We start from the raw sequence: 14,721 nt of genomic DNA on the forward strand, positions 1-14,721 counted from the left end.
ACGGGCGCAAACCCTGTTCCACAGGCGCTAAGCCCACCGACTCCTCCGCGAATGCTAACCCTCTGTGACAACACTGATTCCCCCGAAATCACGCCAGCCTGATACTACGCGAAACGAAATATGAAATTTTTGCGAGGGAGATCCAATATCTGATATTTCATAATTCACTAACAATGAAATAAATGTTCTCTTTGCAGCATCTTACCCGCATACTCTTACAGGAGCCGAATATGGCCATCGATCCAACCCGTTTCTGTATCAACCGTAAAATTGCGCCGGCCCTCTCGATTGAGGCCTTCTTCCAGTTGGTACAACGTCTGGGATTGAGCAAAGTCGAGCTGCGCAATGACATGACTGGCGGCAAAGTCACCGACGACCTGAGCGCATCCCAACTGCGGGCGTTGGCGGACAAGTACCATATTGAGATCGAGACCATTAACGCGCTTTATCCGTTCAACCGTCCTGATGAAGCGTTACTGGCGAAAGCCACGGCCCTGTTGCAAGAGGCGAAAGCCATTGGCGCTAAAGCGCTGGTGATGTGCCCATTGAATGAAGGCATCGCGATTTCGCCGGAACAGACACAGGAAGCGATGCAAAAGCTGGCGCCGCTGTTTGCTGAATATGGCATTCAAGGCTACGTGGAACCCTTGGGTTTCCCGGTGAGTTCGCTGCGTTCTGCGGTACTGACACAGAAATTAATCGCCCAGGCAGAGGTGCCGTTCAAACTGCTGCTGGATACGTTCCATCATCATTTGTATGAGAACGCTGAACAAGAATTTCCGCAGGAAATTGACGTAAACCGTATTGGTCTGGTGCATCTCTCTGGCGTGGAGGATACCCGCCCAACAGCAGAGTTGACCGATGAAGAACGCATTATGCTCAGCGACAGCGATGTGCTGAACAGCGTGGCGCAGGTGAAACGCCTGGAGATGCTCGGCTACAAAGGCATCTATGCATTTGAGCCGTTCTCGTCTGAGCTGGAAAAATGGGGCGCGAAAGAGATAGAACGCGAAATTCGCCGCAGCATTGAGTTGCTGCAAGCCTGAAACGAACCCTTATCTGTGTCTAAAACAAGACACTTTTGTTAGTGTTGGCCTCGGTCGGAGGCCTTTTTTTCATCCTCGTCATAGTTAAAGCCATAGCGGCGTTGGCTGCGTTTGCGCACCCCAGTCACTTACAGGCGTAAGCTCCTGAGGATTCGCCCGCTTGCCGCCTTGCTCTGACTTAAACTATTTAGGGGTATGTGTGAGATAGAGGATGCCTGAGCTATACACACTAAGCATTTTCCTTTATCTCCACCCTCGCCTCCTCTGGCATGCGCTTCATCATGCGCAGTGTGCAAAACAGCGCTAAACACACCAGCAACGCGGTCAGCAGATACACCAGAGACACGCCGGCATAGCTCATGATGAAACCCGCGATCGGTCCGGTGATACCCAGCGACAAATCCATAAACGCAGTATAGGTCGCCAGTGCGCTGCCTTGGTTTTGCTGCGGCACCACTTTCACCGCCACCACGCCAATCGCCGGGAACACCAGCGAGAAACCCGCGCCTGTCAGGAAGGCACCCATCTTCGCCATCCAGGGATCGAAGGACCCAGCCACCAAAAACAGACCCACCGCTTCCACCGCAAAGCAGATACTGGCCACGCGCAGGCCACCGAGCTTGTTAATTGAGTTGGGAAACAGCAGCCGCGTGCCGACAAAGGCCGCGCTGAACAACGTCAGTGCAAAGGCGGCACCATCCCAGCCTTTATCTTGATAAAACAGGGTGATAAAGGTGGCGATCACACCAAAGCCCGCCGAACCCATCGCCAGAATCAGGCCAAAACCGTAGATTTTCCCCAGCACATCGCGAAACGGCAGCGGTTTGGCTTTGCTGCCTTTGACCGGCGCACGCGGCAGAGCCAGCGCAATTGCCAGCACACAGATGGCAATAATAATGCCAGAGAGCAGCAGCAAACCACCGCTGCGGAAGATCACTACGCCAAGTGGTGCACCAATCGCCATCGCGCCGTAAGTCACGATGCCGTTCCACGAAATCACCCGGCCAATGTGCAGCGAGCCCACGCGCGCCACTCCCCACAATGAGGTGCCGGTGCCGGAGAAGCTCTGCCCGACGCCGAGGATCACACGCCCCAGACAGAGCAAAATCAGACTGAGCACGCCCTGACCTTCAGTGAGCGCGGAGAGCAAAATACAGATGCCGCTGATCAAGCAGCCCACCAATCCCAGTACCACTACTTTTTTTGGCCCCCACATATCCGCATATCGACCGGCATGAGGACGGCTCAGCAGCGTGGCAATGTATTGCAGGCTGATAACCAGCCCTGCCCAGAAGGCGCTGTAGCCCAATCCATCATGGACATAGCCGGGCAGCACGGCTAACGGCAAGCCGATAGTCAGATAGCTGGCAAAGTTGAATTTGACGATAGAGAGGATCAGGAGATTCAGGCGAAGTCGGCCGTGTTCAGGGGCGGCGGCAGGCTGGTCAGGCATGAGTGATTGCGCTCGTGGGTGACGGAATTTTTGTATAGGAGACTAACTATACGCCTTTTCACGCGCGGTGCATCCGCAGAACGCCCTAATTTTTGGTCATCATTTCGTCATAACGCCCCCTTACACTCGCCACCAACGAAATCCCAAAGAGGATATACCCGTCATTCTTCACGTTGAAGCAGCGTTGGCTGCGTGTGCTCATCCCCATCACTTACTTGAGTAAGCTCAGGGGAATTCACACTCTTGCCGCCTTGCTACAACGAGAATTATTTAGGGTATTAAGGAAATGTTATGACGCCCCTGATTTGCTGTCAGGCGCGCGTGCTCCCGTGCCACTCCTTGACCGGAGGTGGTCTGTGAAGCATGCCGTGCCTATCGAACTGAAAAACCTCAGATGGTCGGTGAACAACCTGACTATTCTGCACGATCTCTCCCTGACCATTCCCGCAGGGGAAATTCTTGCGCTGCTCGGCCCGAGCGGCTGCGGCAAAAGCACGTTATTGAAACTGCTGGCGGGCTTGCTGCAACCCACCGCAGGCGAGCTGTGGATTGGCGATCGCTGTGTTGCTTCTGCGCGTCACTGTGATGCCCCGGAAATGCGTAACCTCGGTATGGTGTTCCAGGATTACGCTCTGTGGCCGCACATGACCGTGGTGCAGAACGTGGCGTTTCCGCTGCGCATGCGCGGAATGAAAAAAGCCGCCGCCCAGCAACAGGCCGATGCCGCGCTCGCGCAGGTCGGTCTCGCCGATTTCGGCGATCGTAAACCGGCGTTGCTCTCAGGCGGACAGCAGCAGCGTGTCGCCCTGGCCCGCGCCCTGGTGGCCAAACCCGCGATTTTACTGTTCGACGAACCGCTCTCCAACCTTGACCGCGACCTGCGCGAAACCCTGGTGCACACCATGGCGGATCTGCTGCGCGCGTCGGGCATTACGGCGGTGTACGTCACGCATGATCGCGAAGAAGCCAACACGCTCGCCGACCGCATTATTCACCTGGCTCAGGGCCAGATTGTTTCCGTTACTCACCTCTCAGGGGACCGCAATGCCATCTCTCAAGTCAGTTAAAAACGCCATCAGCCACAAAGGAGCCATCAGCGCGATGATTTTGACTTCCGCCATGATGATGAATGACGCCCACGCACTGACGGTGTACACCGCGGGTCCGGGCTCGCTGTCGAAAAGTCTTGCCGCCGGATTTGAAAAACAAACCGGTATAAAAGTGAATATTTTCCAGGCCACCACCGGTAAGGTGATGGCGCGTCTCGAAGCGGAGCAGGCGAATCCACAAGCCGATGTGTTGATCTCCGCGTCATGGGATACCGCCGAAGATCTGCAAAACCGTGGCTGGTTGCTGCCTTATCAGAGCAGCAACGCGACGAAAGTGCCGGATCAATTTAAAACCGCCAACTACGTGGCGCAGGGTATTTCCGCCCTCGGTATTGTGTGGAACACCAAAAGCGGCACGCCTGAACCTAAAACCTGGCAAGACCTGACCGCACCGGCTTTCAAAGACAAAGTCACTACGCCGGACCCCGCGCTGTCTGGCGCGTCTCTCGATCTGCTGATTGGCCTGCAAAACAGCGAAGGTGAAAAAGCCTGGCAGCTGTTTGATCAGCTGAAAGCCAACGGCATGGTGATGAGTGGCCCAAATGCGCAGGCGGTCACGCCAGTGTTGCAGGGGGCAAAAGCGGCGGTGTTTGGGGCCGTGGATTACGTTACCTATAACAACATCGCGCAGGGTGAGAGCGTGAAAGTGATCTTCCCTGAGAATGGCACCGTGGTCGCGCCGCGTCCGATGATGATACTGAAAAGCAGCCAACACGCCGACGATGCGAAAAAATTCGTCGATTATGTGCTGTCAGATGAAGGTCAGGAGCAGGTTGCCAAAGCCTGGTTGATGCCCGCGCGTACCGATATCAAAGCGCAGCGTCCGCTGTTCACCGAGATCAAACTGCTGCCCGCCAATAACGACGGTAGCAGCGAACGTGCGGCAGTGCTGAAGCGCTTTGGCACATTGTTCGGACAGTAAGCCATGTCGCGTGCCCTGAATGGATTGATTCTACTGGCGCTGGTGCTGCTGGTGGCGCTGCCGCTGCTGTTTATTGTGCTGCAAGCGCTGTTTCCGCAGCTGGGTGAGGGAAACTGGAGCGGCGCTTTTAGTGCATTACCGGCGCTATTCAAGGATCCACAGCTGATGCCGATGTGGCTGGGCACGCTAAAAATCGGTGCTGGCGTCGCGCTGTGCAGTTTGCTGCTGGGCTTACCGCTCGGCGCACTGCGCGGCCTGTTTCGCCTGCCGGGTGCGGCGCTGTGGGACCTGCTGTTCCTGATCCCCTTCCTCACCCCACCCTATATCGTGGCGCTGTCATGGACGCTGGCACTGCAACGCAACGGGTATATCGAACAACTCACCGGCGTTAACTTTGACAGCCTGCTGTTCAGCAGTAGCGGCATGACGCTGGTGATGACGCTGAATATCTTCCCGGTGGTCTATTTTGCCGTGTCGCGTTCGCTGATGGCGAGTGGGCAGCGTCTCGCCTGGGTTGCCCGCGTGCATGGGGCTTCGGCGTGGCGCGCTTTCGCTCAGATTACGCTGCCACTGACCTTGCCCGCTTTGGCCGGTGGCGTGCTATTAGCGTTCACCCTCGCGATTGAAGAGTACGGCGTGCCCGCCGCGCTGGGTACCCAGGCACATCTCACGCTAATGACCGTCGGTATCGAGACCAAACTGGCGGACTGGCCGATTGATTTACCGGGTGCCGCTTCACTCTCCTTGATGCTGAGTTTGGTGGCGCTGACGGCCTGGTTCCTGCAGCGGAAACTCACTGGCAGCAGTGATGTGACAGCGGTCAACGGCAAACCCGTGGTGCAGGAACTCGCCCATGGCGGTCGCTGGTTACCGCTGATGATATTGCCCTTCGCACTGACGCTGGTGTTGGCGGTGATCCTGCCGCTGGGGGCAATGACGCTGAGCGGATTACAGAATACCCTCTCCGGCGGCTTGCATCTGGATAACCTGACGCTGCGCCACTTCGGTGCGCTGTTTAGTCAGCAAGGCGATGCACTGGCGGCTTTCTCCACCAGCATTGGGCTAGCGCTCGGGGCGGCACTGCTGACCGGCCTGCTCGGGTTCCTGATTGCCTGGCGCGTCTCAGAAGGCAAAACGCGCCTGCTGGCAATGATGGATGGGCTGGCGCTACTGCCGGCGGCAATGCCGGGCGTGGTAGTCGGCGTTGGGTTGATTTTGCTGTGGAATCGCGGCTTCTGGCCGGTATCGCCTTACAACACGATATTTATCCTGCTACTTTCCTACAGCTGCCTGTTATTGCCATGGCCAGTGCGCTATGTCAGTAGCGCGTTGCGTCAACTGGCTCCGACGCTGGAACCGGCGGCGCGTGTGCATGGCGCTTCACGTTTGCAGGCACTGCGTTTGATTGTGCTACCGCTGGTGGCTCCCAGCCTGCTGGCAGCGATGATGATGGTGTTCGCGGTAGCTTCACGTGAGCTGGTGACCTCGTTACTACTGGCGCCCGCTGGCACGCAGACCGTGGCGATTTTTATCTGGCGGCAGTTTGAACAAGGTTCAGTAGGCCAAGGCATGGCGATGGCAACCGTCACGCTGTTTGCCAGCCTGACCTTGATGCTGGGCGCTACCGCTCTGATGCAGCGTCAGGGGAAATAACAACCTTGGTCGCCATAAATGGCGCCCCTACATTTTATCCCCCCGTAGGGTGCGCATTTATGCGCACCTGGTTGAGGTCCGCAATGCAGCGTTTCGCTTATTCCTAATTAAACAACCACTTACTCTCATTCAACTACACTCTCCTGAGCCATAAATGACTCAGGAGAGTGCATGAACAACCTGCCACAGGAAAAAATTGGCCAGAACATGCTGGTCAAGATGGCGATGCTGGTGATCATTCTGGCGGGCATTCGCGCCGCATCAGAGATTCTGGTTCCCTTTCTGCTCGCCAGTTTTCTGGCGATTGTGCTTAACCCGCTGGTGACCCTGTTGATGCGACGCGGCGTGCGGCGCAGCCTGGCGATCGCCCTGGTGATTAGCGTGATTTTCATCTTCATATTGCTACTGATTGGTGTGATGGCCAGTTCAGCCAGTGACTTCAGCGATACCTATCCGCAAATTCGTAGCTTGCTGGAGCAGAAACTCGCCGTGGTTCAGCATGTTGCCGCGCGCTTTCATATCAATATCTCTACCGAAGCGCTGGCTGCACGGCTCGATCCCAATGTGATGATGGATATGGCCACCACGCTGTTGAAGCAGTTTTCCGGTGCCATGACCAATGTGCTTCTGCTGATCCTTACCGTGGTATTTATGCTGTTTGAGGTGCGTCATCTGCCTTATAAGATGCGTAATGCCATGATTAACCCGCAAATCCGCATTGCCGGGCTGCATAAGGCCTTCAAAGGCGTCACACATTATCTGGCTCTGAAAACCCTGGTCAGTTTGATTACCGGTGCTGCCGTGTGGCTGGTGCTGGCGTTGATTGGCGTGAAGTTTGCGCTGTTCTGGGGCGTCGTCGCCTTTATCCTTAACTTCATTCCCAACATCGGACCGATTATCGCGGGCATCCCGCCGTTTGTTCAGGCACTGGTGCTCAACGGTGTTTACGATGCGCTATTTGTTGCGGCGTTATTTGGTGCGATTCACATGGTGTTTGGCAATATGCTGGAGCCGAAGCTGATGGGGCGCGGATTAGGGCTTTCGACGTTGGTGGTGTTTCTGTCACTGATTTTCTGGGGCTGGCTACTCGGGCCGATAGGAATGTTGCTGTCGGTTCCACTGACCAGCGTCACCAAGATTTTAATGGAGACCACGCCGGGCGGCAGCCGTTTAGCTATTATGTTGGGCAACGGACGGCCGGGATCGCGACCGCGTTAATCGAATGAAATCGCGCAATACCGCTTACCTAAGCCAAAAATATTTATGCTGGTGCGCATAAATGCGCACCCTACGATAAACCCTACCCATTCTTGCAGGGTCGCCATTCATGGCGACCGTCAGCCGCTTTACTGACAAGCATTACGCACTAACATGCGTATTTCTCGCGCATGTTCAAGGCTGAGAAACAAACACGCTGTTATCCGTAATCGCCTGCACATCGACTTTATTGGGCAGAATCTTCAACTCACTAAACAAATCCGACACCTTCTGCACTTTCGCCACATCCTCCGGTGTCACCGGGCGGATACCGTGGGAAATACGCGGCGTTATTTTCTGCGCATCCTCCGGTGAGAGCCGCGTCAACTGTGCATACACCGCATTGTACTGCTGTGGATGTTCCAGCGCCCACGCACGCGCCTTGGCTAAACGCTGCGTGAAATCAGCAATCGCCGCGCGCTTAGCGGGGTCGTCGAGCGAACTTTGGGTGGCGGTGACAAATGACAGTGCGGTGGTTAAGCCTTTACCGTCACGCAGTAAACGCGCGCCGTGCTGTTCTGCAATGCCCAGATAAGGGTCAAAGGTGGCCCAGGCGGCGATTTGCCCGGAGTTAAATGCGGCGCTGGCGTCGGTCGGCAACACAAAACGAACCGGCACCGCATCGCGTTTTATCTGCGCCTCTTCCAGCGCTTCATACAGCAGATGCTGTGAAATACTGCCACGCGCCGATGACACCACCACTTCCTTTCCAGCCAGATCTTTCACGCTGTGGATCGGTGAATCCGCTGGGACGATCAACCCATTAGAACCGGCATCTCCCACGTTAGTGGCAATAATCTTCAGCGGCACGCCGCCAGATGCCGCCATCAGCACCGGTAAATCTCCAGCGTAGGAAGTATCCACCGCGCCTGCACGCTGCGCTTCAAACAGCGGTGCCGCACCCTGGAAGTTGGCCCAACGATAGTGATAAGGGGCATCCTTCATCACATCGGCGGCTTCAATCAGCGAGCGTAAATTGCGCGCCTGATCCCCCAGCACCAAGGTGACGTTGGTTAAATCAGGCGCCGCCTGGCTGGCAAATGACGCGCACAGCAGCAGCGCAGAAACAGTCGGTTTCAGCCATTTCATGAAGAGACTCTCAAAGTGCGTTGCGGTTGAGCTGACGGATGTAAGCATCCCAGTGCAGCTGATACTTGTGGTTGCGAATGCTGTTATCAAACGCCTGCGCAGCTTTTTCCGCCACCTCATCCGGTAGGATGATCAGATCCGCGCCACCCGATTGGGCCGCCAACTGAGCCTGGCAGGCGCGCTCAAGGTAGTACAGATTGTAAAACGCCTCTTCAATGCTGCCCCCGCTGGTGAGCAGCCCATGGTTACGCAGGATCAAAGCATTAAGATCGCCGAGATCGGCCACGATGCGCTGCTGTTCATCAAGATCCAGCGCGATACCTTCATAATCGTGGTAGCCAAGACGGTTGTGGAAACGCGTGCTGTGCTGCGAAATCATCAGCAAACCGTTGCGCTGTGCCGAAACGCCAATGCCCGCCGCCGTGTGGGTATGCAGTACGGCATGCGCATCCGGGCGCGCGCGATGAATCGCGCTGTGAATCACAAACCCAGCGCGATTGATCCCCAGCCCAGTGGGATCATCGATGATGTTACCGTCGATATCGATTTTCACCAGCGTCTCTGCTGAAATCTCATCAAAGGTTTGCCCAAAAGCGTTGATGAGAAAATGGGGCTGGTCACCCGGCACGCGCAGGGAAAAATGGGTGTAGATATGGTCAGTCCAGCGCAGTTTGGCCGCCAGATGATAGGCCTGAGCCAGTTTTACTCGCGCTTGCCATTCGCCCTCGCTGATCCGCTGCCGCAGTGAAGCAACATCCAAGGTTTCCGTGCTCATTTTCACTCCTCATTTCAGGTCAATATGCTTTCCTGACATCGTGGCACAGCGCTTTTCCCGCAGGGAAATGCCAATAACGGCAAAACATTGTCAATTAACGCAAAGCGACGCGGTAAATTGACCTGTATCAGTTCAGAGGAAAATCAAATCGCTACCATGCACGGCCCCGGGAAGTGATATGCTGCTGACGCCGCAGCGTATTCAGTATCCTGTTGCTTAAACCGACCGAGGAAAGTCTGGTGCCTCCGCAAAAACGAACGCGTGATTTTCGCTGGCTGTTAATTGTCTGTGCCGGGTTATTACCCTTGGTACTGGGCATCCTTTGCACAGCCATCGAAGCGCGCCATACGGTGAGCCAGCAACAGATTTCCACCGCTAACGCCCTGTTAGCGCAAGCCGAAAAGATGAGTGATAACGCCTGGGATATGATTACCCAGTTGCGTCAGTACCATTATCAGCCTTGTGAAAAAATCGAGAACCAACTGCAACGTGTCGGCACGCTGAACGCCTATTTTCGTTCGGTGGGTTTGCTGCGGGGTGAAGATATCAGTTGTTCCTCGGCCTTTGGTTTGACCAATGGCACGCTCACCCAGATGATGCTGCAACCTCCCCCCATTACCGGCAAGGCCTGGTGGAGTGTGTCAATCAAGGGGACTTTTGGCGTACCTGACCGTCCAGCGGTGGTGTTTGTGCGCCAACTGCCCGATACCACCGGCTTTTGGGCAGTGATTGATGGCCAGTATTTAATGGACTTTATGCAGGCGATTGGCGAATCACGCGGTTATCAGATGAGCCTGCAGTTCAGCAACGGCGCGGTGATTGCCAGCGGGCCAAGTGAAGTTGCCCCTCAACTCTATTTCAAGAGTGAAGCCTATCGGGCGGAATCAAACCGCTATCCCATCAGCGTCACCGTCTCCATTCCAGGGTCGGAACTGCTCAAAGCCTGGCGCCAGGCACTGTTTATCTTCCTGCCAATGGCCGCCATTTTCTCGATTTTGTTGATGGTGCTGACGTCCAACTGGTTGCGCCGCCGCATTTCGTGGGGCGATGAGATCCGCCGCGCCATGCGGGGTCGTCAATTTTCCGTGCATTATCAGCCGGTTTACAGCACGGCGCTGCAACGCACCAGCGGCGCAGAGGCCCTGCTGCGCTGGCAGTTGCCGAATGGAGAGATGATTCGGCCAGACATCTTTATCAGCCATGCGGAATCTGAAGGCATGATCGTGCCGCTCACCCAGCATCTGCTGGATCTGATGGCGGAAGATATTCAAAGCTGGGAGGTGGAACCCGGCTTCCACATTGGGCTGAATGTGGCGGCAGAACATTTGCAGCACGCCGATTTTGTGCAGGATATTCAGCGCTTCGCGCGCCGCATTAAAGATAAGCAGATGGTGGTAACCTTAGAACTCACCGAACGCAGCCTGATTGACGACGGTGAACTGGTGGCTCGCAAGCTGCGCCATCTGCAATCCCACGGTATGAAAGTCGCCATCGATGACTTCGGTACCGGTCACTGTTCGCTCTCCTATCTACTGACTTTCCCACTGGATTATCTGAAAATCGATCGCGGATTTATCAACGCCATTGAAGGGCTGGATGTGGAAACGCCAGTGCTGGATGCCATCATCAACCTGTGCCACAAGCTGGAACTGGACGTGTTAGGTGAAGGCGTTGAGACCTCGTTACAATTTGCCTACCTGCAACAACGTGGTGTGGTATTTATTCAGGGCTATTATTATGCCCGTCCGATGGATAATGACCGGCTTCGTGCCTGGCTCAATGAGCAGGGTTCTCAGCCGCTTCTCGTTGAGGAACACCATGAGTCTGAACTGCATCATTCTTGATGATTACCAAAACGTTGCGCTGTCGCTCGCCGACTGGGCAACGCTTGAACCCACCGTTCGCACGACCGCACTCACTCAACACTATGACAATCAGGACGAGCTGGTCAGTCACATTGAACAGGCCGATATCCTGGTGGTGATGCGTGAACGTACCCCACTCACCGCCGAACTAATTGGTCGGTTGCCGAATCTCAAACTGGTGGTCACTTCCGGCATGCGCAATGCCTCCATTGATCTGCACGCCTGCGCCGAACGCTACATCGCGGTATGCGGCACGGCCAGCAGCAGTGCAGCGCCCATGGAACTGAGCTGGGGTTTGCTGATCGGCCTGGCTCGTCACATCTATGCCGAACAGCAAGCACTGCGCAGCAACGGACCATGGCAGCACACGTTAGGACTCGGTTTGCAGGGCAAAACGTTGGGCCTGCTGGGATTAGGTAAAATTGGTGGCGAAATGGCAAAAGTGGCGCAGGCGTTTGGCATGCGCGTCTGCGCGTGGAGCCAGAACCTCACTGAGGCACGTGCGGCGGAATGCGGTGTAGAGCGCATGACCTCGCTGGATGCTTTGCTAGCCGCAAGTGATGCTGTTTCAGTGCATCTGGTGTTGAGTGAACGCACCCATCATCTGATCGACAGCCACGCTTTCGCGCAGATGAAGCCGGGAGCATTGTTGATCAATACCTCGCGCGCCGGGATTGTCGATCAATGCGCGATGATTGCCGCGTTGCAATCCGGCCAGTTAGCCGGTGCCGGTTTGGATGTGTTTGAACAGGAGCCGCTGCCTGTTGACCATCCGCTGCGTCTGCTGCCCAACGTGCTGGCTACACCGCATCTTGGCTATGTTGCTGACAGCAACTACCGCACCTACTTCACGCAGGCCGTTGAAGATATTCAGGGATGGGTCACCGGCGCACCGCTGCGTTCGCTACTCTGATCGGCGGCGTTTTTCAGCGATACGTAACGCCACTTCCAGGCTGTCCTCCGGCATATTGGCGGGCTGCCGCTGGGCGTTGAGCCGTTGGTTAATCCGTTCGAGGGTTGGCGTTAATTGCCCAACCAGCTGTTGATACTCTTCAAGCTGCGTGATGGGTTGGTTACGCGCAATGCTGGTTTGCGTCAGACGTTGAAGTTGGCGAAAGCTCTCTGCGGCCTGGCGCGTGAGCAACCCTGCTTGCCGCCAGTCTTTTAAGCGTTTAAGCAATTCATCAGGCTGTTGTGCCAGTAAAGCTAACTGCGCATCGGCACGCTCCCCGCAGTCAATCCAGCCAACTGGAGGTAAAGGAACAGACGCAACACGCCGTGTATCAGGCGCGTAATTGATAAGATTCCTTTCTACACTGTCGATTTGCGACAGCCAGGGATTCTCAAACAATCGGGCGTTTTTTCTCGACATGAACACTCCACCTGAGCCAGGCGGCAGAGTATTACTGAATGATGACACGCTGGCAAGTAAAGCTTACCGTCTCGCTTATTGATAAGATTTTCTTATTTATTTGTGCAACAATTTTGGCGCTATCACCACATTAAAGCATCTCAGCACATTTGATTGTTCAATCACCGGTCCACAGCTGATAACACCAACAATTCGGCCTGCTTACGCCCGGCAATCGCGAAAAAATATAATTTTTGTTTAGCCACGCGCTCATCAATGCAGAGCATCAGAAAACCTGCGCAACATGCGGCCTTGCGCACGATCATCATGATTATATTTGCTGCGCTTTCCATCTGTTAAACCCCTATCTTTAGCCAAAAAATGGTCAACTAACGGCTTAAACATGACAAATATCACACAAAAACGGTATACTCTGTCGCGTAATGTAATAATTACCCCCCTAATTATTGCTATGGCTGGCCAGGGAAAAATGCTATTTCGCGGCTATGCTTTAATTTTCTCAACGCCGCGGACTATCGCTAAATGCTAGTCCGCAGCGTTGAGGACTTTGTGAATTTCAATACAGGGTAACCTCATGAAACTACGTAGGAAGCGTGTAAAACCTATTGGGCTGGATGATGTCACGATTATCGATGACGCCCGTTTACGTAAAGCCATTACCGCCGCGTCTCTGGGTAACGCGATGGAGTGGTTTGATTTCGGTGTTTATGGCTTTGTGGCGTATGCGTTGGGTAAAGTGTTCTTCCCTGATGCTTCGCCAAGTGTGCAGATGATTGCTGCACTGGGTACGTTCTCCGTTCCCTTCCTGATCCGTCCGCTCGGTGGCCTGTTCTTCGGCATGCTCGGTGATAAGTACGGACGCCAGAAAATCCTCTCCATTACTATTGTGATCATGTCGATCAGTACCTTCTGTATCGGCTTAATCCCCTCTTACGCCACCATTGGTATCTGGGCTCCTATTTTGCTGCTGCTGGCGAAAATGGCGCAGGGCTTCTCGGTGGGTGGTGAATATACCGGTGCTTCGATCTTTGTGGCGGAATACTCACCAGACCGTAAACGTGGCTTTATGGGCAGCTGGCTCGACTTCGGCTCGATCGCCGGCTTTGTGCTGGGTGCGGGTGTCGTGGTGCTCATCTCCACCGTGATTGGTGAAGCGAAGTTCCTTGAGTGGGGCTGGCGTCTGCCGTTCTTCCTTGCGCTGCCATTAGGCATTATTGGTCTTTATCTGCGCCATGCGCTGGAAGAGACCCCAGCGTTCCAACAGCACGTTGATAAGCTGGAGCAAGGCGATCGTGAAGGTCTGCGCGACGGTCCGAAAGTGTCGTTTAAAGAGATCGCCACCAAGCACTGGAAAAGTCTGCTGGCTTGTATCGGTCTGGTGATTGCCACCAACGTGACCTACTACATGCTGCTAACCTACATGCCGAGCTACCTGTCGCATAACCTGCACTACTCGGAAGATCACGGTGTACTGATCATCATCGCGATCATGATGGGGATGCTGTTTGTACAGCCGGTGATGGGCATGCTAAGTGACCGCTTCGGTCGCCGTCCGTTTATCATCATTGGTAGTATCGCGCTGTTTGCCTTCTCGATTCCGGCCTTTATGTTGATCAACAGCGGCGTGCTCGGCCTGATTTTTGCCGGCTTGCTGCTGCTGGCGGTGATCCTGAATGCCTTTACCGGCGTGATGGCTTCTTCTCTGCCCGCGATGTTCCCGACACACATCCGCTACAGTGCGTTGGCCAGCGCCTTTAATATCTCGGTACTGATTGCCGGTTTGACACCGACCTTTGCCGCGTGGCTGGTCGAGACAAGCAATAATCTTTACATGCCGGCTTACTACCTGATGGTGGTGGCGGTGATTGGTTTGATCACCGGCGTCTACATGAAAGAGACCGCCAACAAGCCGCTGCGCGGTGCCACACCTGCGGCTTCAGATATTGAAGAAGCGCGTGAAATCCTGCAGGAGCATCACGACAATATTGAGCAGAAAATTGAAGATATTGATGAAGAGATCGCCAAGCTAGAGGCGAAACGCAAAAACCTGGTGCAGCAGCACCCGGACATCAACGAGTAATCTTCTCACATCTTTTGTAGAGGGCGCGCCAAGGCGCGCCCCTTCAATCCAGCCTCCGTTCTTCCCCACGCAGCACACAATCCTTCATCCCCGCTGGCTA

General features: G+C 55.0%; 13 protein-coding genes. 8 read left to right on the top strand and 5 right to left on the bottom strand.

All coding sequences use genetic code 11. The features are described from left to right. Positions 1–230 precede the first annotated feature (230 nt). Positions 231–1,046, top strand: a complete 816-nt coding sequence (locus ACPUC8_RS14630) for a TIM barrel protein (RefSeq protein WP_039328414.1) — start codon at positions 231–233, stop codon at positions 1,044–1,046. Between the two features lie 229 nt (positions 1,047–1,275). Here the strand turns inward: ACPUC8_RS14630 and ACPUC8_RS14635 are convergent, their stop codons facing one another. Next, positions 1,276–2,499, bottom strand: coding sequence for an MFS transporter (locus tag ACPUC8_RS14635; RefSeq protein WP_494926656.1), 1,224 nt, complete (start codon positions 2,497–2,499; stop codon positions 1,276–1,278). Between the two features lie 356 nt (positions 2,500–2,855). Between ACPUC8_RS14635 and ACPUC8_RS14640 the strand changes: the two genes are divergently transcribed. The 4 genes from ACPUC8_RS14640 (at position 2,856) to ACPUC8_RS14655 (ending at position 7,401) form a co-directional block, all read left to right on the top strand. Further along, on the top strand, positions 2,856–3,566 hold the full coding sequence (locus ACPUC8_RS14640) for an ABC transporter ATP-binding protein (protein ID WP_283227997.1): 711 nt from the start codon (positions 2,856–2,858) through the stop codon (positions 3,564–3,566). Further along, positions 3,544–4,530 carry an ABC transporter substrate-binding protein gene (locus tag ACPUC8_RS14645; protein ID WP_197063303.1) on the top strand — a complete coding sequence of 329 codons (987 nt, stop codon included), beginning with the start codon at positions 3,544–3,546 and terminating at the stop codon, positions 4,528–4,530. Before ACPUC8_RS14640 ends, ACPUC8_RS14645 begins: the two co-directional genes overlap by 23 nt. 3 nt (positions 4,531–4,533) lie before the next feature. After that, complete coding sequence (locus tag ACPUC8_RS14650; protein WP_039328408.1) at positions 4,534–6,183, top strand: ABC transporter permease; 1,650 nt, start codon at positions 4,534–4,536, stop codon at positions 6,181–6,183. A gap of 171 nt (positions 6,184–6,354) precedes the next feature. Next, complete coding sequence (locus tag ACPUC8_RS14655) at positions 6,355–7,401, top strand: AI-2E family transporter (protein ID WP_039328407.1); 1,047 nt, start codon at positions 6,355–6,357, stop codon at positions 7,399–7,401. 174 nt (positions 7,402–7,575) lie between these two features. On the opposite strand, the gene ACPUC8_RS14660 is transcribed toward ACPUC8_RS14655, so the two are convergent. Together ACPUC8_RS14660 and ACPUC8_RS14665 are read right to left on the bottom strand one after the other, a co-directional pair. Next, entirely contained in the window at positions 7,576–8,529 is a 954-nt protein-coding gene (locus ACPUC8_RS14660) for an ABC transporter substrate-binding protein (RefSeq protein WP_039328406.1), read from the bottom strand. Between the two features lie 10 nt (positions 8,530–8,539). Continuing rightward, positions 8,540–9,304 carry a class II aldolase/adducin family protein gene (locus ACPUC8_RS14665; protein ID WP_494926657.1) on the bottom strand — a complete coding sequence of 255 codons (765 nt, stop codon included), beginning with the start codon at positions 9,302–9,304 and terminating at the stop codon, positions 8,540–8,542. A 239-nt stretch (positions 9,305–9,543) separates the two neighbouring features. Here ACPUC8_RS14665 and ACPUC8_RS14670 point away from each other — a divergent pair, with 239 nt between their 5' ends. Both ACPUC8_RS14670 and ACPUC8_RS14675 read left to right on the top strand, forming a co-directional pair. Next, on the top strand, positions 9,544–11,148 hold the full coding sequence (locus ACPUC8_RS14670; protein ID WP_039328403.1) for an EAL domain-containing protein: 1,605 nt from the start codon (positions 9,544–9,546) through the stop codon (positions 11,146–11,148). Continuing rightward, positions 11,123–12,082, top strand: a complete 960-nt coding sequence (locus ACPUC8_RS14675) for a D-2-hydroxyacid dehydrogenase family protein (protein ID WP_494926658.1) — start codon at positions 11,123–11,125, stop codon at positions 12,080–12,082. The genes ACPUC8_RS14670 and ACPUC8_RS14675 overlap by 26 nt, the downstream gene beginning before the upstream one ends. Here the strand turns inward: ACPUC8_RS14675 and ACPUC8_RS14680 are convergent. Further along, a complete protein-coding gene (locus ACPUC8_RS14680; protein ID WP_494926659.1) occupies positions 12,074–12,541 on the bottom strand; it encodes a hypothetical protein in 468 nt (155 codons plus the stop codon). The genes ACPUC8_RS14675 and ACPUC8_RS14680 overlap by 9 nt on opposite strands. Before the next feature lie 161 nt (positions 12,542–12,702). Further along, positions 12,703–12,873: a hypothetical protein gene (locus ACPUC8_RS14685; protein WP_494926660.1), complete on the bottom strand. Its 171-nt coding sequence runs from the start codon at positions 12,871–12,873 to the stop codon at positions 12,703–12,705. Between the two features lie 242 nt (positions 12,874–13,115). Between ACPUC8_RS14685 and proP the strand changes: the two genes are divergently transcribed. Further along, positions 13,116–14,621 carry a glycine betaine/L-proline transporter ProP gene (gene proP / locus ACPUC8_RS14690; RefSeq protein WP_039328400.1) on the top strand — a complete coding sequence of 502 codons (1,506 nt, stop codon included), beginning with the start codon at positions 13,116–13,118 and terminating at the stop codon, positions 14,619–14,621. The last annotated feature ends 100 nt before the right edge of the window (positions 14,622–14,721 follow it).

Source organism: Pantoea sp. CFCC18177, from assembly GCF_059412425.1.